Consider the following 14,434-nt stretch of genomic DNA (forward strand, 5'->3'; position numbering starts at 1 on the left):
CTTGGATGCTTCAATTAACTCTTTGGAAAAACCTTCTTTTACTAAAGATAATAAAACTTTCACTGCGTTTATTCTTCTTCCCCAATACTTTTTGAGCTTTGGCCAGTAATTCGGTATAAGTTTCATAACCTACTTTGCGGTCCCAGTATTTGCATCCACTAACTATATTAATTTCCGATTGTTTATCCCACCACTTTCCTATTTTTGTATAAACACAGTTTAAAGTACCTTGCTTAACTAAATGCCAAAGTAGTTGCTGGCAAAATAATACTGGGTTTTGATTCCCCGGGCCATTTGGTAAAGGCAATATCCCGGTTTAGTCCTGGTGCTATATTTTGCCCAATTAAAGCCGCTTCCATCGGTATGGTACCCGAGCCGTAAAAAGGATTAGCCAGTGCCCGGTCCTTCAGCCAGGAGTAGCAATTAAGTTTAATTTCACAGGTTTTCCCTCCAGTTATTATTTTTTCTTTCATAATGATTTAAAGATAAAACTGCAAACGCCGCCATTAAAACCAGCACCCCTGAAAAAAGCCAAAGAACCTTTAGACCAAAAACACTGGCCACTGCCCCCATCACCACAGGCCCTGCGGAAAAACCGGCCCGGGACATAATGTGGAGAAAAGCATTGACCCGCCCCCGGTGGGTAGTGGGAGTGCGGTCCGAAATATAGACATTAACGGTCACCGCTCCCGCCACCTCGCCGGCAGTCCAAATAAAGGCCGAAATTAAAAGCCAGAGATAACTTTTCACAAAAGCAAGCATACCAAAACCAAGAGCATAAAGAAGCCCCGAGACATATACCGCTGTTAAAGGCTCCCGGTGCTCAAAGATTTTGGTAAGGGGCCAGGTTAACAGTACCACTCCAAGGCCGTTTACTGCCATTAAACTTCCTAAAACCTTAGCTCCTTTTAACTCCCCAAAAAGATCCGTTACCGTTAAAGACATACCAAAGGTCGATTGCACATACACAAAAGAATAAATAAGCCAGATCAAAGAAAAGAAAAATAAGGATGGTCTTTGCCGTAAAACCTCCAAAAGTCCACCCTCCACCGGTGCTTCCAAAGAACTTTCCTCGGAAGAGGGGATATCCGGCTCCTCTACAAAGAGAGCGGAAAGGGCAGCTGACAACAGGCAAAAAAAGGCATTACCCAGGAAAATTACCTTTATCCCGTAGGCATAAAGAAACCCCGCCAAAAGAGGGCCTAAGGCAAAACCAATATTTACCCCAAGATAAGTTAAAGAAAAGGCCCGAATCCTTTCTTCTCCCCGGGTTAGGTCAGTAATAAGCGCCCGGCTTACCGGTTGTATTCCTCCCCAGAAAAATCCTGAGATGACTACAAAGAAAGCCACCTCATAGGGGCCAGGCATAAACGCCGCCGGAATAAACAATAAACCGGCAAACCCTTGAAAAATTACGAGGACTTTTTTCCGGCCTATTTTATCGGCAATCTTCCCGGCAAAAGCTGCTCCTGGTAATTGAAACAAAATAGCTAACGTAACTATTAACCCAGCCTTTTCCGCTCCCAGTCCCAGTTTCTGGGTAAAAAGCATGGTTAAAAAAGGCCAGACAAAATTACCCATATTATTAACAATATTGGCTATAAACAAAACATAAATGCTTTTGGGAAGGCCACTGTATATCTTCAAGCTTCTTTTTATGGAAATTGCTATCTGCAAACTCCCCTCTCCCCTCTCTCCAGTAAATTACCAATTAATTATATTACATCAGGTCTTTTTATACAAATACACGAACCAGTAAACAGGCCCCACCAAAAAGCCTCCGCCAATAATATTCCCAATTGTTACCGGAATTAAGTTTTTTAAAACAAAATTTCTCCAGGGCCAGGAACAACTTCTGGCCTTTTAATGAAAATCGCAATACCCCGCACCTTTACTGTAAAAAAATTATTAGACCATCCCCCTTTCGGCTATGCATTTCTTTTATTTAGGCACTGCGGTCGGGGTTAGCCTCTATCTTTTAAATCTTCCGATGCCGTTTAACTTAAAAAAACTTTTATATTTAAAAGGTATTCATTAACTTAAAGCGAATACAATAGTGTAAATATTCATAATTTTATGTATTCTAAAGGGAGGGAAACTTATGGGACATCTTGGTTTTTCTAAAGAAGAAGTATTTAAAGCTTTAGCTAAAAGGCTTCATAAAAATCCAGTTGGAGCTCCCTACTCGGAAACCTTAATGAAAATTTTAAAAACTCTCTACACCGAGCAGGAAGCGGAAATAGGAAGTAAATTCCCCGGTGGCTTTGTCACCATCGATAAGCTTTCTGCAGCTACCGGCATTGAAACCACCGAGTTAAAAGAATATTTGGAAAACATGGCCAATAAAGGCCTGGTAATTGACGCAGTACGTAAGGGCGAAACTTACTATATGTTAACCCCCACCGTTGTGGGCTTTTTTGAGTACACTTTTATGCGGGTAGATCCCAATCTTCCCTTAAAAGATTTAGCCGAGCTTTTTGAAGCTTATCACCACGAACCGGGTGTCCCCGAAGAGTTTTTCGGAAGTCCCACTAAAATGTTTCGGGCGCTTCCCTATGAAGAAGCTATCGCTGATGAGGTAAAAACCGAGATTGTTTCTTTTGAGCGAGCCACCGAAATTGTCAAAACTGCCGGCGGCGGAGCACTCACCTTATGTTATTGTCGCCACCAGCAGGAGCACCTCGGCAAAACCTGCCAGGTCAATGCCCCGGTAGAAGATATTTGTATATCCTTAGGTGGTGCCGCCGACTGGCTTATCCGCCGGGGCTTTGCCCGTCCGGCAACTGTTGATGAGCTTTTGGAGGTTCTTGCTAAATCCAAAGAACTTGGCTTAGTTCATTCGGTGGACAACGTCCAAAATAAGCCAGCCTATATTTGTAACTGCTGCGGCTGTTGCTGCGGGGTTTTAAGGGCAATAAACGAACATCAGGTAATGTCTATTGAGCCTTCAAGCTTTATCTTAAGTATTGAGGAGGTAAAATGTATCGGCTGCGGAAGCTGTGTCAAAAGATGTCAGGTTCATGCTTTATCTTTAGTTGAACAAGAGCCGGGCAACCCCAAAAGTAAAAAAGCGGTCTTAAATAAAGACCAGTGCCTTGGCTGCGGTGTCTGTGTCTCGGCCTGCAAAAAAGACGCCTTATCCCTGGTAAAAAGGGGCACTACTCCCAACGTCCCCAAAGATAAAAAAGAGCAAATGAACCTTATCGCCCAGGAAAAAGGGCGACTGTAAATAGTGATAGGTAATCGGTCGTCGGTGGTCGGTTTTAAATCTTTTTAATGGGTTTTTGTTATTTACATTTTTACCCAAATGTGATATCATTTTAATATAATCTTAATATCGGGAGGGGTTATAATGCAAGAAAAAAGGGTATGGAAAGCTAATGGTTATCTAGGTCTTTTCTTAACGCTAATTTTCTTTATCCTGGCAGTTATTTTTTTTATTAACAACGTACTGCAAATTTCTGGTATCCATCCCTTTCTACCGTTTAATCTTTTTCCCATTGGCTGGTACTTAGCAGCAATATTCTTTCTTTTAGGCATCACTTTAGCTTCAGGTCTTACCATCGTTCAGCCCAATTTGGGAGTTGTAGTAATTTTCTTTGGCGATTACAAAGGTACTATCCGGGAAAGTGGCTTCTTCTTAACTCTCCCTTTTTCGAGCCGCAAAAAAGTCTCCCTGCGGGTCCGAAACTTTAACAGTACCAAACTAAAGGTAAATGATGTCGATGGAAACCCGGTGGAAATCGCGGCGGTGGTAGTATTTAAAGTAATCGACACCGCCAAAGCAGTTTTTGATGTGGAAGATTACGAAAAATTTGTGGAAATCCAGAGTGAAACTGCGCTAAGACATGTGGCTTCTAAATACCCCTATGATAATTTTGTAGAAGAAGGAATTTCGCTGCGGGGAAATTCCGATGTAGTCGCTAAGGAGCTAGCCAGTGAACTTCAGGATAGGCTTCAAGTTGCCGGAGTCGAAGTATTAGAAGCAAGGCTTACCCATTTAGCTTACGCCACCGAAATTGCCCAGGCGATGCTTCAACGCCAGCAAGCTTCCGCTATCTTGGCCGCCCGGCAGAAAATCGTAGAAGGAGCGGTAGGCATGGTGCAGATGGCAATTGAACGGTTAGAAAAAGACGCCAATATCTCCTTAGATGAAGAAAGAAAGGCGCAAATGATTAATAATCTAATGGTTGCTATCGTCTCGGACCGCTCTGCCCAGCCGGTAATAAATACCGGAACGATTTATTAAAAAAGTATGGCCAGGAAAAAAAGTTTTCCTCTAAGAATTGATCCTGCACTCTACGAAATCCTTGAAAAATGGGCAGCGGACGAGTTTCGCTCGGTAAATTCGCATATTGAGTACCTTTTAAGAGAAGCCGCCAAAAAAGCCGGAAGGTTAAAGAAAGAGGAAAAAAATAAATGATGTTAAAGTTGCCTTAAAAGTGGTCTAATCTCCAACCTCTAATTGGGCCCACCGACCACTAAATCTATACCCCACCCCCCAGATAGTTTCGATGTATCTTGGGTTGGAGGGGTCTTTTTCTATCTTTTCCCGAAGTTTGCGCACATGCACCGTAACAGTGGATAGGTCCCCCAGGGAATCCATCCCCCAAATTCGTTCAAATAATTCCTCTTTGCTAAATACCCGGTTAGGATGTTTTGCCAAAAACAGCAGTAAATCATACTCTTTACTCGTTAATATAACTTCTTTTTCTTCCACAAAAACCCGGCGTCCGGCAGTATCAATCACTAAACCCGGAAACTCCAATAAAGCCTGGTTTTTTCGCCCACCGGTCAGACGTTCATAGCGGGCAATATGAGCTTTTACCCGGGCTACCAGCTCACTGGGACTAAAGGGTTTGGTGATATAATCATCCGCACCAAGACCCAATCCCCGGATTTTATCGATATCTTCTTTCCGGGCGGAAACCAATAAGACCGGTGTATCTTTTTGGGCCCTAATCGCCCGTAAAACCTCAAAGCCATCTATTCCGGGCAACATTAAGTCCAGTAAAATTAAATGATAATCTTCTTCCAGGGCCTTTTTTTGCCCTTCATCACCTCTTACCGCTATCTCCGCGGAAAATCCAGCCGCTTCTAAGTAGTCCCTTTGCAGCTCAGCGATAGATTTATCGTCTTCTATAATCAACACCTTTTTCATACGCCTTCCCCCAATTTTTTTAAGGTAAAGGTAATGGTAGTCCCTTTCCCTAAAACGCTTCTGGCCCAGATCTCGCCGCCGTGTTCTTCAATAATTTTCTGAGCAATCGATAGCCCCAGACCGGAGCCGGAAGTATTGGTTCTAGCCGGATCCACCCGGTAAAAACGCTCAAAAATCTTTGGCAAAGCCGTATCACTAATCCCCGGGCCGTTATCAGCAATTTCTACCAATGCTCGGTTGTTGTCATCTTTTACATTTATGACCAGTTGAGGCTTATCCTTATCCATATATTTTACCGCATTATCCACAATATTGTTGATAACTCGTTTTAGTTTTTCCCGATCCGCTTGAACAAAAATTTCTTCTTTCGGCAAATTAAGCTTAAGCTCAATTCCCTTCTTACGTAAATCAAACTCCAGTTCTTCAGCAACATCCTCAAAATAGCGATTTAGGTTCACCTTTTCAAAATTAAAGGGTAGTTTTTTTAAATCAAGTTTGGAGAAAAGAAACAGTTCATCAATCAGTCCATCCACTTCCAACACTTTGCGGTAAATGGTGTCAAGGTACCGGGATAGTTTTTCCGGGCTATCGGCTACCCCATCTCGTATCCCTTCCACGTAACCTTTAATTGCCGTAATTGGAGTCTTTAAATCGTGGGAGATGTTAGCTATAAGTTCCTTTCGGTTTTCTTCATACTGCTTTTTTATTTCTTCCGACTCTTTAAGCCTTTTCCGCATTTCCTCAAAAGAGACAAAAAGCTCCCCAATCTCATCTTTGGAGCCGTTTTTTACTGCATAATCGAGATTGCCGTTTTTAATCTGCTCTGCCGCCGTTTTTAATTGGGACAAAGGTTTTAAGATACTACGGGAAACGAAAAAAGTAAGGGTACCATTAGTTGCTACAAGGATAATTAAAAATATCACTAACATAGTAATGCTAAATCTTATCATAATTTTTCGAGCAACATCCATATCGGTAATAAAATATACACTGCCCGAAGTGTGATCCGGAAAATAGAAATCCACCTGTTTTAATAGATACCGTTTCCCATCCGGTCCCTGGATTGCCCCTTCCTCTTCCGGATTACCGAAAGTAGGTAAGCGCTTAAAAAGCTCTTCCTCCCGAACTTTCGGGGAAAGATAGATAAATTCATTTCCCTTTTTAACCGCAAGATAAGTTTGATGTTTTAAAAGCTCTTGCTGTTCTTTTACCCAAAAGCTTTGCTTAAAAGCAATTTCCGGTTCCTTTAAAATTTTCATTTTAATTTCATTTATCTTTTCCTGCCGTTCCTTAAAGACCTCCCGAAAAGCCAGGGGGCGGCGGGGAAGATTAAAAGCTTGACCGGCGTCTCCAATATAAATTATCCCAACTAAATAGCTAACTACACCCGATAACAGCACCGGAATTATTAACATTGCCAAGTAAGATAATATAAGTCTTAGTTTTAAAGACACCGGTCAGCCCTCCTCTTATTCGTAGCGTAGTGATTCAATAGGATCTAACTTGGCTGCTTTCCTTGCCGGGTAAATGCCAAAGAAAATACCCACTGCCGATGAAAAGAGAATTACCCCTAAAGCTGCCGTCCAGGATAGAGCAGGAACAACCCCCATCATGTTGCCGACAATATTAGCCCCAACTATTCCAACAACCATCCCAATTATTCCACCAATTACCGAGATAATAATAGATTCCATTAAAAATTGTACTAAGATATCAGTAGTGGTCGCTCCAATAGCTTTTCTAATCCCGATTTCCTTGGTCCTTTCGGTAACCGACACCAGCATGATGTTCATAACACCAATGCCGCCCACCAAAAGGGAAATGGCTGCCACTGCGCCAATAAAAGCGGTGAAAATTCCCAGCACGTGGTTAATTTGCTCTAATTGCTGCATCACGTTTTCTGCACTGTAGATGTCATTGCCGGCATTGTTATGCCGAGCTTCTAAGATCCGAATAGCTGCATTGCCCGCTTCCTCTACCGCATCTTTGGAAGTAGCCATGATGGTCATGGAATCAAAGACAACTTCTTCCGAGAAAAGTCCTTCCAAAAAAGTCAGCGGTACCGTAACAAATACAGGCATATTATCACCGCCGCCAAAGGGTCCGGTAAAACCTTTGGCAACGCCAATAATAGTTACCTTTTTAGGATTGGCTGGAGGACCAATTTTTAAAGTATTACCTACCGCATCTTCGTAACCAAAAAGAGCCTTGGCGGCGTTATTATCAATTATCGCCACCGGCATTCCTTCGGTAAACTCCCGTTCGTTAAAAAACCGTCCATAAAGGATTTCCACGTTATTAGTATAAAACGAATCCAGCGTTCCTCCCGAAATTACAGCCCGTTTGTTTTTCTGGTCAGTTATTGCCACCCCTTGCTTCTGAACCTCAATAGCGGCATATTTAACCGTTTCTACTTTTTCTTTAATCTTATCTAAATCAGCTAGGGTAAAATAATCGGAAGCACTGGCTTTAGAGGTATCTACCTTAATCTTGACGCTGGCAACACCAATTTTTTCAAACTCCCCGGTAATAGCATTTTGCCCGCCCTGCCCCAGAGAGACAATCGCAATTACCGAGCTAATGCCAATAATTATACCCAGCATAGTTAAAAAAGTTCGCATTTTATTGGCTAAAATACTTTCTAATGCCATTTTTAGGCTTTCAATAATCATAATAGCCCTCCTATAACACAATCCGGTTTAATACCGGTTCATCGGAAATAATCTCGCCATCGCGAAAACGCACTATCCTCTTGGTATGCTGGGCGATATCCGGCTCGTGGGTAACAATAATTATCGTAACCCCTTCATCATTTAACTTTTGAAAGATTTTCATTATTTCTTCCGAAGATTTAGAATCCAAGTTACCTGTTGGTTCATCGGCTAAAATCACCTTGGGCGAATTGATGATTGCCCTGGCAATTGCTACCCGCTGCTTTTCCCCACCGGATATCTCATTGGGATAATGCTTTATCCGGTGGGATAAGCCTACTTTAGAAAGAGCCTCTAAAGCTTTTTCACGCCGGACTTTCCCGGAAATACGGGCATAAACCATGGGCAGCATAACATTGTCTAAAACCGTCATGCGGGGAATTAAATTAAACGCCTGAAAAACAAAGCCTATTTCCCGGTTTCTGATATAAGCTAATTCTCTATCGGATAAAACCGAAACATCTCTACCATCTAAAAAATATTTTCCGGAAGTAGCCCTATCCAGTAGCCCTAAAATGTTCATCATTGTAGATTTGCCCGAACCGGACGGACCCATAATGGCGGTAAACTCTCCCGCCTGAACTTTTAGATTTACCTTTTTTAGCGCCCGAAAGCGCTCTTTGCCTACTTCATATTCCTTAACTACATCGATAAGCTCGATCACCGCATCCGCCTCCCAAGCCCACCGGCAAGGGGAAGCCTTATAGGAGTGCCGTTAGTTATTTTTAAGCTGGGATTTAGGATTACTGTCTCTCCAGCAGATAAACCAGAGACAATTTCCACTTCATTGTCCGACCAAAGACCTGTTGTTACTTCCTTTTCTTTGGCTTGCCCCTGTTCCACTACAAACACCGAACTCCGGTCTTTTTCTTGACGAATTGCTTCTACTGGTATTTTGACTACTCCAGTTTTTCTGCCAATTTGGATATCCGCATCCACATCAAAGCCAACCTTTAGGTCGGTGTTTTTATCAAGAACTTTTATTTCCACCCCGACCGTACTTTCCTGTCCAGAAGCGCTCATGGTAGTAGTGGCCACTGGTTCAATAAATGTTACTTCCCCGCTATAGGTTTTTTTACCGTTTCTTAGTACTACTTTCTGCCCCAGGGAAACTTTAGACGCATCAAACCGGCCAAGCTTTGCTACAGCCTTTAAATTAGAAAGGTCCTGTACGGTCACCGCCGGCTGCATTGAGTTAGCCATTGCTCCCTCCACCACGTTCACCGCTGTCACCACCCCGGAAAAGTCCGCGGTTATCTTGTCTTGGGCCTGGGCTGCTGCTTTTTTGGCATTATCTAAGGAAAGTTTAGCAAGCTTTACCGAGTTTTCCGCTTGCTTGATCTTTTCTTCGGATACCGGCTGGATATTATCCCGCTGTTGTTTTAAGCTTTCCAGTTTGGCCTTATCTTCCGGATTATTGCTTTTTTCTAAACTACTTATTTGGGTATCAAGCTGTTTTATTTTATCTTCGATATCTTTTTTCTGAGCATAAAGCTCATCCCGCTGTAGCACTGCATTTTCATACTGAATTTGGGCCTGTTCGATTGGAAAACTGTAATCCTGGGTTTCAAAGGTAACTAAAACATCACCTTTTTTGACCTTATCTCCTACCTTGACGTAAACTCTCTTTACCTTGGCCTGAGGAGCGTAATAATCTTTTTTGTTTTGGGACTCAATTGTCGCTGAAACCGAAAGATACGCTACCACATCACCTACGGTAGCTTTGGCAGTTTTTACATCTAATTGGCTGTTTTTTCGGACTGTTGCTGCCCGATAGGAATAGAACCCAAAAACTACTGCCGCTAAAACCAAAAGCCCCACTGCAATTTTTAACCCTTTTTTCATGACATACCCTCCGTTTTAAAGTATTTCAGTATTATTCTAACTTCTTTTTCTAAATTACGTCTTAATCCTTTCTTAAAATTTTCTAAATTACCTGCAGAACTAAAAACTAAACATGCTATAAAAAAACGGTTTCGAAAACCACAAAAGTTTAAAAACCAGTGTAAATCAAATAAAAAAATGTAAAATGCTTTACGGAACTAAAAATTTTTCTCAAGTATACTTAAAGTAGTCAAAATCGGAAAGGTGAGGAGGTATTATGAGTGTGGCGTAGGAATTTTGGTATTCGCGAATTATTCAGAAAAGCCAAATTTATTTCACAATATTGTCAATTTAATTGAATTACAGGCCGGTGAGTCCAGCCAGGGAGGAAGGAAAAATGAACAAGGTAATTTTTAATAAAAACCTTTGTGTAGCCTGCCATAGCTGTGAAGTTGGCTGTTCAATCATCCATTCTTCGGAAAAATCACTAATTTCCGCTATAGTAGAGGTTATTAAACCAAGATTACAAATTGTTTATACTTCCGGCGACAAGACAAGTGAAATTACCGTAGAACAATGTAAACATTGCAAAAAAGCCAAATGCATTGAAGCATGTCCTAACGGAGCGCTTTTTTATGACGAAGAAGGCCGAGTAGTTTGTTCGGAAGAAAAGTGCACCGGTTGTGGGCTTTGTGAAAAAGCCTGCCCGTTTCACGCTATCAGGGTTGATGACCGCTGTGTAAAATGCGACTTATGCAAAGATGTCTCCGACTTTCCGGTCTGCGTTACCTCCTGCCCCGTTGGTGCACTAACGGTAAAAGAAATCCAATAAAAAGGAGTGAAGATTTAATGACTAAGCAAAATTTAAAAACTACCGACCGTGCCGTCCAGCAAATGCTGGATAAGGCAGAACGCGAAGGTATCCAAACGGTCTGGGACCGGTATGAGGCTATGAAACCTCAGTGTGGCTTTGGTGAAACTGGTTTATGCTGCCGCCACTGTCTGCAGGGTCCCTGTCGCATCAATCCCTTTGGTGATGAACCCAAAGTAGGTATTTGCGGAGCAACTGCCGAGGTGATAGTAGCCCGGGGATTAGATCGGTCCATTGCTGCTGGAGCAGCAGGACATTCCGGGCACGCTAAACACCTGGCCCATACTTTGAAAAAAGCAGTTCAAGGTAAGGCCGCAAGTTATATGATTAAAGACCGGGCCAAGTTGCACTCCATTGCCAAACGCCTTGGTATTCCCACCGAGGGACAAAAAGATGAAGATATCGCTTTAAAGGTAGCAAATGCCGCTCTGGCTGATTTTCACGAAAAAGATACCCCAGTGTTGTGGACAACTACGACCTTGCCTCCCAGCCGCGTCAAGGTTTTGTCGGACCATGGTCTGATTCCTGCCGGTATCGACCACGAAATAGCTGAAGTCATGCATCGTACGTCCATGGGCTGTGATGCCGATGCTCAAAATTTATTACTGGGCGGTCTGCGTTGTTCCCTTGCCGATTTAGCCGGTAGTTATATGGGTACCGATTTAGCTGATATTCTTTTTGGTACCCCCGCGCCGGTAGTTACCGAGAGCAATCTTGGCGTACTCAAGGCCGATGCGGTCAATGTGGCCGTCCATGGGCATAACCCGGTTCTGTCCGACATCATCGTCACGGTAAGCAAAGAAATGGAAAAAGAAGCGCGCGCAGCTGGCGCTACCGGTATTAACGTGGTGGGTATTTGTTGTACGGGCAACGAAGTTTTGATGCGCCACGGCATCCCCGCCTGCACTCACTCGGTAAGCCAGGAAATGGCTATGGTCACCGGCGCCCTGGATGCCATGATTCTTGATTATCAATGTATTCAACCTTCCGTGGCTACCATAGCCGAATGTACCGGAACCACCGTTATCACCACTATGGAAATGTCAAAAATTACCGGGGCAACACACGTGAATTTTGCCGAAGAAACTGCCGTTGAAAATGCCAAGCAAATCCTTCGCCTGGCCATCGATACTTTTAAACGGCGCAAAGGGAAACCGGTAGAAATTCCCAATATAAAAACTAAGGTAGTTGCAGGATTTTCTACGGAAGCCATCATCAATGCTCTCAGCAAACTGGACGCCAATGACCCGTTGAAACCGTTAATTGATAATGTAGTTAACGGTAATATCCGGGGTGTTTGTCTCTTTGCCGGTTGTAACAACGTCAAAGTTCCCCAAGACCAAAATTTCATCACTATCGCCCGCAAACTTCTCAAAGAGAATGTCCTCGTAGTAGCCACCGGCTGCGGTGCCGGTGCTCTGATGCGTCACGGCTTTATGGACCCGGCAAACGTAGAAGAGCTGTGTGGTAACGGCCTTAAAGCGGTACTGACTGCCATTGGGGAAGCTAACGGTTTAGGTGGCCCTCTGCCCCCGGTCCTCCATATGGGTTCCTGTGTGGACAACTCCCGGGCAGTAGCTTTAGTGGCCGCTTTAGCCAATCGGCTGAGTGTAGATATGGATAGGCTTCCGGTTGTAGCCTCAGCCCCTGAAGCTATGCATGAAAAGGCTGTGGCGATCGGCACCTGGGCCGTAACCATAGGCCTACCTACTCATATCGGTGTGATACCGCCAGTTACAGGCAGTTTACCGGTGACCCAAATCCTTACGAACAGCGTCAAAGAGATAACCGGAGGCTACTTTATTGTCGAACTCGATCCCGAAGCAGCAGCCAATAAGCTCCTTGCAGCTATCAACGAACGCCGGGCCGGCCTGGGATTACCATGCTAGAAATTTTAGAAACGGTTTTGGGCCATAACATTGTTATATCCCTCCGCTAAGGAGGGATTTTTTTGCAAAGCTATACTGAGTACCTAGGAAGTCAAACAGGGTGGTATAATAGCTGCAGGGGGCGATTTTAATGCGCAGTTTTGGTTTAATAACAAATAATAAATTGCTCGGTAAATTATCTATAGACCAGCTTAAGGAGTTTATCCCCAGTTTTAAAGAGATTTACCTTAAGAAAAAAGAAATAGCCTTTTCCCCAGGAATCTATCCCAACGATATTTTTCTAGTTACCAAAGGCCGAATCAAGGTCTTTCTCACTTATCCCGACGGTAAGGAGTTTATCCTAACGATACTGGATACGGGCGATATTTTTTGCGGCCACACCCGTGCTTTTGGCCAGGCTCTTGAGGACTCGGTTATACTGCTGGTACCGTTAGAGGCATTCCAGGAAATGTTGCTAAGGTATCCTGAGCTAATGTACGGGTTGGTCCGGGTATTGGGAGACGCATTAAAACACTCCTTGGATGTAATTGAGCGAATGGTTTTTATGGAAGCCAAAATTCGCTTGGCCAATCTTTTATATCAATGGGCACTCAACCGGGGCGTACACCAGGATGAGGGCATTCTGGTGCCTACCGGTTTGACCAGGGAGGAACTGGCCTACTTGATTGGAACTACCAGGCAAACGCTGGCTACTTTAATAAAAGATTTTGAGGCCCAAAAAATTATTAAAGTAAGCAAAAAGAGCATTTTTGTAAAGGACTTAGAAGCCCTAAAAAAGGTAATTTTTCAAATGAGTTTGTGACCTGCAAAATTTTCAAACGTTAAGTAACGTAAAAAAACGAAACAGTTCTTATTCGTAAAATTGCCATAATGGCCACCCCACTCGCAACCCAAATATCTGTAGGACCCCTTTCTAACGCCATCACCGCGCAAACCCCTGCTGCCTCAGTAATTTTTGCTTGTTCGGGAGTCATATCCATGGTGACGCCACCTTTTAGCATTTCAGTAAGACCTTTTTTAGGGTCCAAGTCCCTTTTTGCGCATTCGTTATTCTATTCTCCCTTTATAAATCAGAGAAGTGGTCACCAAGACCACTTCTCTAAATATACCCTCATAGAACCTCGGTTACTCATTACTAACTACTTTACAATCAAAATCGGACAGCGGGCAAGCTGGGATATTTTATGGCTCACGCTTCCCAGCATCAATTCCTTAACCCCGGAAATTCCCCTACTCCCAACTACTATCAAATCTATTCCCTCCTCCTGGGCAAAACTAGCAATGGCACTGGCTGGCTCCCCTTTTAAAACCTTAATTTGCCCGGTAACTCCCTTTTCCTTTACTTGGTTAAGTCTTTCCTCAAGAGTTTTCTCCGCTTTTTCTTTAATCTCCCGGGTTAAATCCTGCAAAACCGACTCGGGCACATATGCAATCGCCCCCGGAGGAAAAACATTGGGTAAGGTAGGCATGGGCATTACATGAACCAAAAATAGTTCTGCTCCCCACCCCTTAGCAAGCGTTAAAGCAGTATTAAAGGCTTTATCGCCCATCGCCGAGCCGTCAATCCCCACTAAAATTTTTTTAAACATCTTTTTCACCTTCTTGGTGTAAAATTTTTAAAATAAACCCTTTTATTTTTTCAACAATATTTAAACACTCTTCTATTTCTTCCAAACTTACAATCAATAGATCTAAGGCCGGATATCTCCTTTAAAATCACTTTCTGCTTTTTTAAACCATTCCTGATAATTCTTTGTGTCTTTACCCGGGGATTCTCTTTTAAAAGGTCAAGTTTCTGCCCCTCCAAAGCTGAATGAAAATAAATTGCCCCATTTTTATAAACATAATTTAACGGTACCGCATAAGGGTATTCCTTTCCCGCTGTAGCCAAAACCCCGTATTCTCCATCCGTTAATATCAACTCTGCCAGAGCTTCAGGCAAAGCCCGGTCTTTACGCCGTAATTCCCGCATGCTATA

The 14,434-nt window shown here is 43.1% G+C and carries 16 protein-coding genes and 1 pseudogene; 5 read left to right on the top strand and 12 right to left on the bottom strand.

The annotated features are described in order from the left end of the window. Positions 1-10 precede the first annotated feature (10 nt). From cpu_RS14240 to cpu_RS07155, 4 genes and pseudogenes are all read right to left on the bottom strand, one after another. Positions 11-307, bottom strand: a complete 297-nt coding sequence (locus tag cpu_RS14240) for a DUF234 domain-containing protein (RefSeq protein WP_075859339.1) — start codon at positions 305-307, stop codon at positions 11-13. Beyond that, positions 234-473 (bottom strand): hypothetical protein, encoded by a 240-nt coding sequence (locus cpu_RS14325; RefSeq protein WP_077177228.1) that lies wholly within the window; start codon positions 471-473, stop codon positions 234-236. The genes cpu_RS14240 and cpu_RS14325 overlap by 74 nt, the downstream gene beginning before the upstream one ends. After that, the gene (locus cpu_RS07150) at positions 436-1,677 is read right to left on the bottom strand and encodes an MDR family MFS transporter (RefSeq protein ID WP_077177229.1); all 1,242 of its coding nucleotides are present in this window, start codon (positions 1,675-1,677) and stop codon (positions 436-438) included. The genes cpu_RS14325 and cpu_RS07150 overlap by 38 nt, the downstream gene beginning before the upstream one ends. Positions 1,678-1,725: 48 nt before the next feature. Then, a pseudogene (locus tag cpu_RS07155) lies at positions 1,726-1,830 on the bottom strand (hypothetical protein); the annotation flags it as partial. A gap of 271 nt (positions 1,831-2,101) precedes the next feature. Here cpu_RS07155 and cpu_RS07160 point away from each other — a divergent pair. Both cpu_RS07160 and cpu_RS07165 read left to right on the top strand, forming a co-directional pair. Further along, positions 2,102-3,229: a 4Fe-4S dicluster domain-containing protein gene (locus tag cpu_RS07160; protein ID WP_075859340.1), complete on the top strand. Its 1,128-nt coding sequence runs from the start codon at positions 2,102-2,104 to the stop codon at positions 3,227-3,229. A gap of 123 nt (positions 3,230-3,352) precedes the next feature. Next, entirely contained in the window at positions 3,353-4,249 is an 897-nt protein-coding gene (locus cpu_RS07165) for an SPFH domain-containing protein (protein ID WP_075859341.1), read from the top strand. Between the two features lie 198 nt (positions 4,250-4,447). On the opposite strand, the gene cpu_RS07175 is transcribed toward cpu_RS07165, so the two are convergent. From cpu_RS07175 to cpu_RS07195, 5 genes are read right to left on the bottom strand one after another with little or no spacing between them, the layout of a single operon-like run. Then, positions 4,448-5,161 (bottom strand): response regulator transcription factor, encoded by a 714-nt coding sequence (locus tag cpu_RS07175; protein WP_075859343.1) that lies wholly within the window; start codon positions 5,159-5,161, stop codon positions 4,448-4,450. Beyond that, a complete protein-coding gene (locus cpu_RS07180; protein WP_075859344.1) occupies positions 5,158-6,615 on the bottom strand; it encodes a sensor histidine kinase in 1,458 nt (485 codons plus the stop codon). The genes cpu_RS07175 and cpu_RS07180 overlap by 4 nt, the downstream gene beginning before the upstream one ends. A gap of 15 nt (positions 6,616-6,630) precedes the next feature. Then, the gene (locus cpu_RS07185) at positions 6,631-7,833 is read right to left on the bottom strand and encodes an ABC transporter permease (RefSeq protein WP_077177230.1); all 1,203 of its coding nucleotides are present in this window, start codon (positions 7,831-7,833) and stop codon (positions 6,631-6,633) included. A 10-nt stretch (positions 7,834-7,843) separates the two neighbouring features. Beyond that, on the bottom strand, positions 7,844-8,536 hold the full coding sequence (locus cpu_RS07190; RefSeq protein WP_075859345.1) for an ABC transporter ATP-binding protein: 693 nt from the start codon (positions 8,534-8,536) through the stop codon (positions 7,844-7,846). Next, the gene (locus cpu_RS07195) at positions 8,533-9,717 is read right to left on the bottom strand and encodes an efflux RND transporter periplasmic adaptor subunit (RefSeq protein WP_075859346.1); all 1,185 of its coding nucleotides are present in this window, start codon (positions 9,715-9,717) and stop codon (positions 8,533-8,535) included. Before cpu_RS07195 ends, cpu_RS07190 begins: the two co-directional genes overlap by 4 nt. A 376-nt stretch (positions 9,718-10,093) precedes the next feature. Here cpu_RS07195 and cpu_RS07200 point away from each other — a divergent pair, with 376 nt between their 5' ends. The 3 genes from cpu_RS07200 (at position 10,094) to cpu_RS07210 (ending at position 13,258) form a co-directional block, all read left to right on the top strand. Then, positions 10,094-10,528, top strand: a complete 435-nt coding sequence (locus tag cpu_RS07200; RefSeq protein ID WP_075859347.1) for a 4Fe-4S dicluster domain-containing protein — start codon at positions 10,094-10,096, stop codon at positions 10,526-10,528. A gap of 17 nt (positions 10,529-10,545) precedes the next feature. Beyond that, positions 10,546-12,456 carry an anaerobic carbon-monoxide dehydrogenase catalytic subunit gene (cooS, locus tag cpu_RS07205; protein ID WP_075859348.1) on the top strand — a complete coding sequence of 637 codons (1,911 nt, stop codon included), beginning with the start codon at positions 10,546-10,548 and terminating at the stop codon, positions 12,454-12,456. Between the two features lie 130 nt (positions 12,457-12,586). Then, positions 12,587-13,258: a Crp/Fnr family transcriptional regulator gene (locus cpu_RS07210; protein ID WP_075859349.1), complete on the top strand. Its 672-nt coding sequence runs from the start codon at positions 12,587-12,589 to the stop codon at positions 13,256-13,258. A 19-nt stretch (positions 13,259-13,277) separates the two neighbouring features. On the opposite strand, the gene cpu_RS14330 is transcribed toward cpu_RS07210, so the two are convergent. The 3 genes from cpu_RS14330 to cpu_RS07225 form a co-directional block, all read right to left on the bottom strand. Further along, on the bottom strand, positions 13,278-13,436 hold the full coding sequence (locus cpu_RS14330) for a hypothetical protein (protein WP_439951472.1): 159 nt from the start codon (positions 13,434-13,436) through the stop codon (positions 13,278-13,280). Positions 13,437-13,595: 159 nt separating this feature from the next. Continuing rightward, on the bottom strand, positions 13,596-14,045 hold the full coding sequence (locus cpu_RS07220) for a universal stress protein (RefSeq protein WP_075859350.1): 450 nt from the start codon (positions 14,043-14,045) through the stop codon (positions 13,596-13,598). Between the two features lie 50 nt (positions 14,046-14,095). Beyond that, positions 14,096-14,428, bottom strand: a complete 333-nt coding sequence (locus cpu_RS07225) for a pyridoxamine 5'-phosphate oxidase family protein (protein ID WP_075859351.1) — start codon at positions 14,426-14,428, stop codon at positions 14,096-14,098. Positions 14,429-14,434: the final 6 nt, after the last annotated feature.

Source organism: Carboxydothermus pertinax (assembly GCF_001950255.1).
In the GTDB taxonomy this organism is placed as follows: domain Bacteria; phylum Bacillota; class Z-2901; order Carboxydothermales; family Carboxydothermaceae; genus Carboxydothermus; species Carboxydothermus pertinax.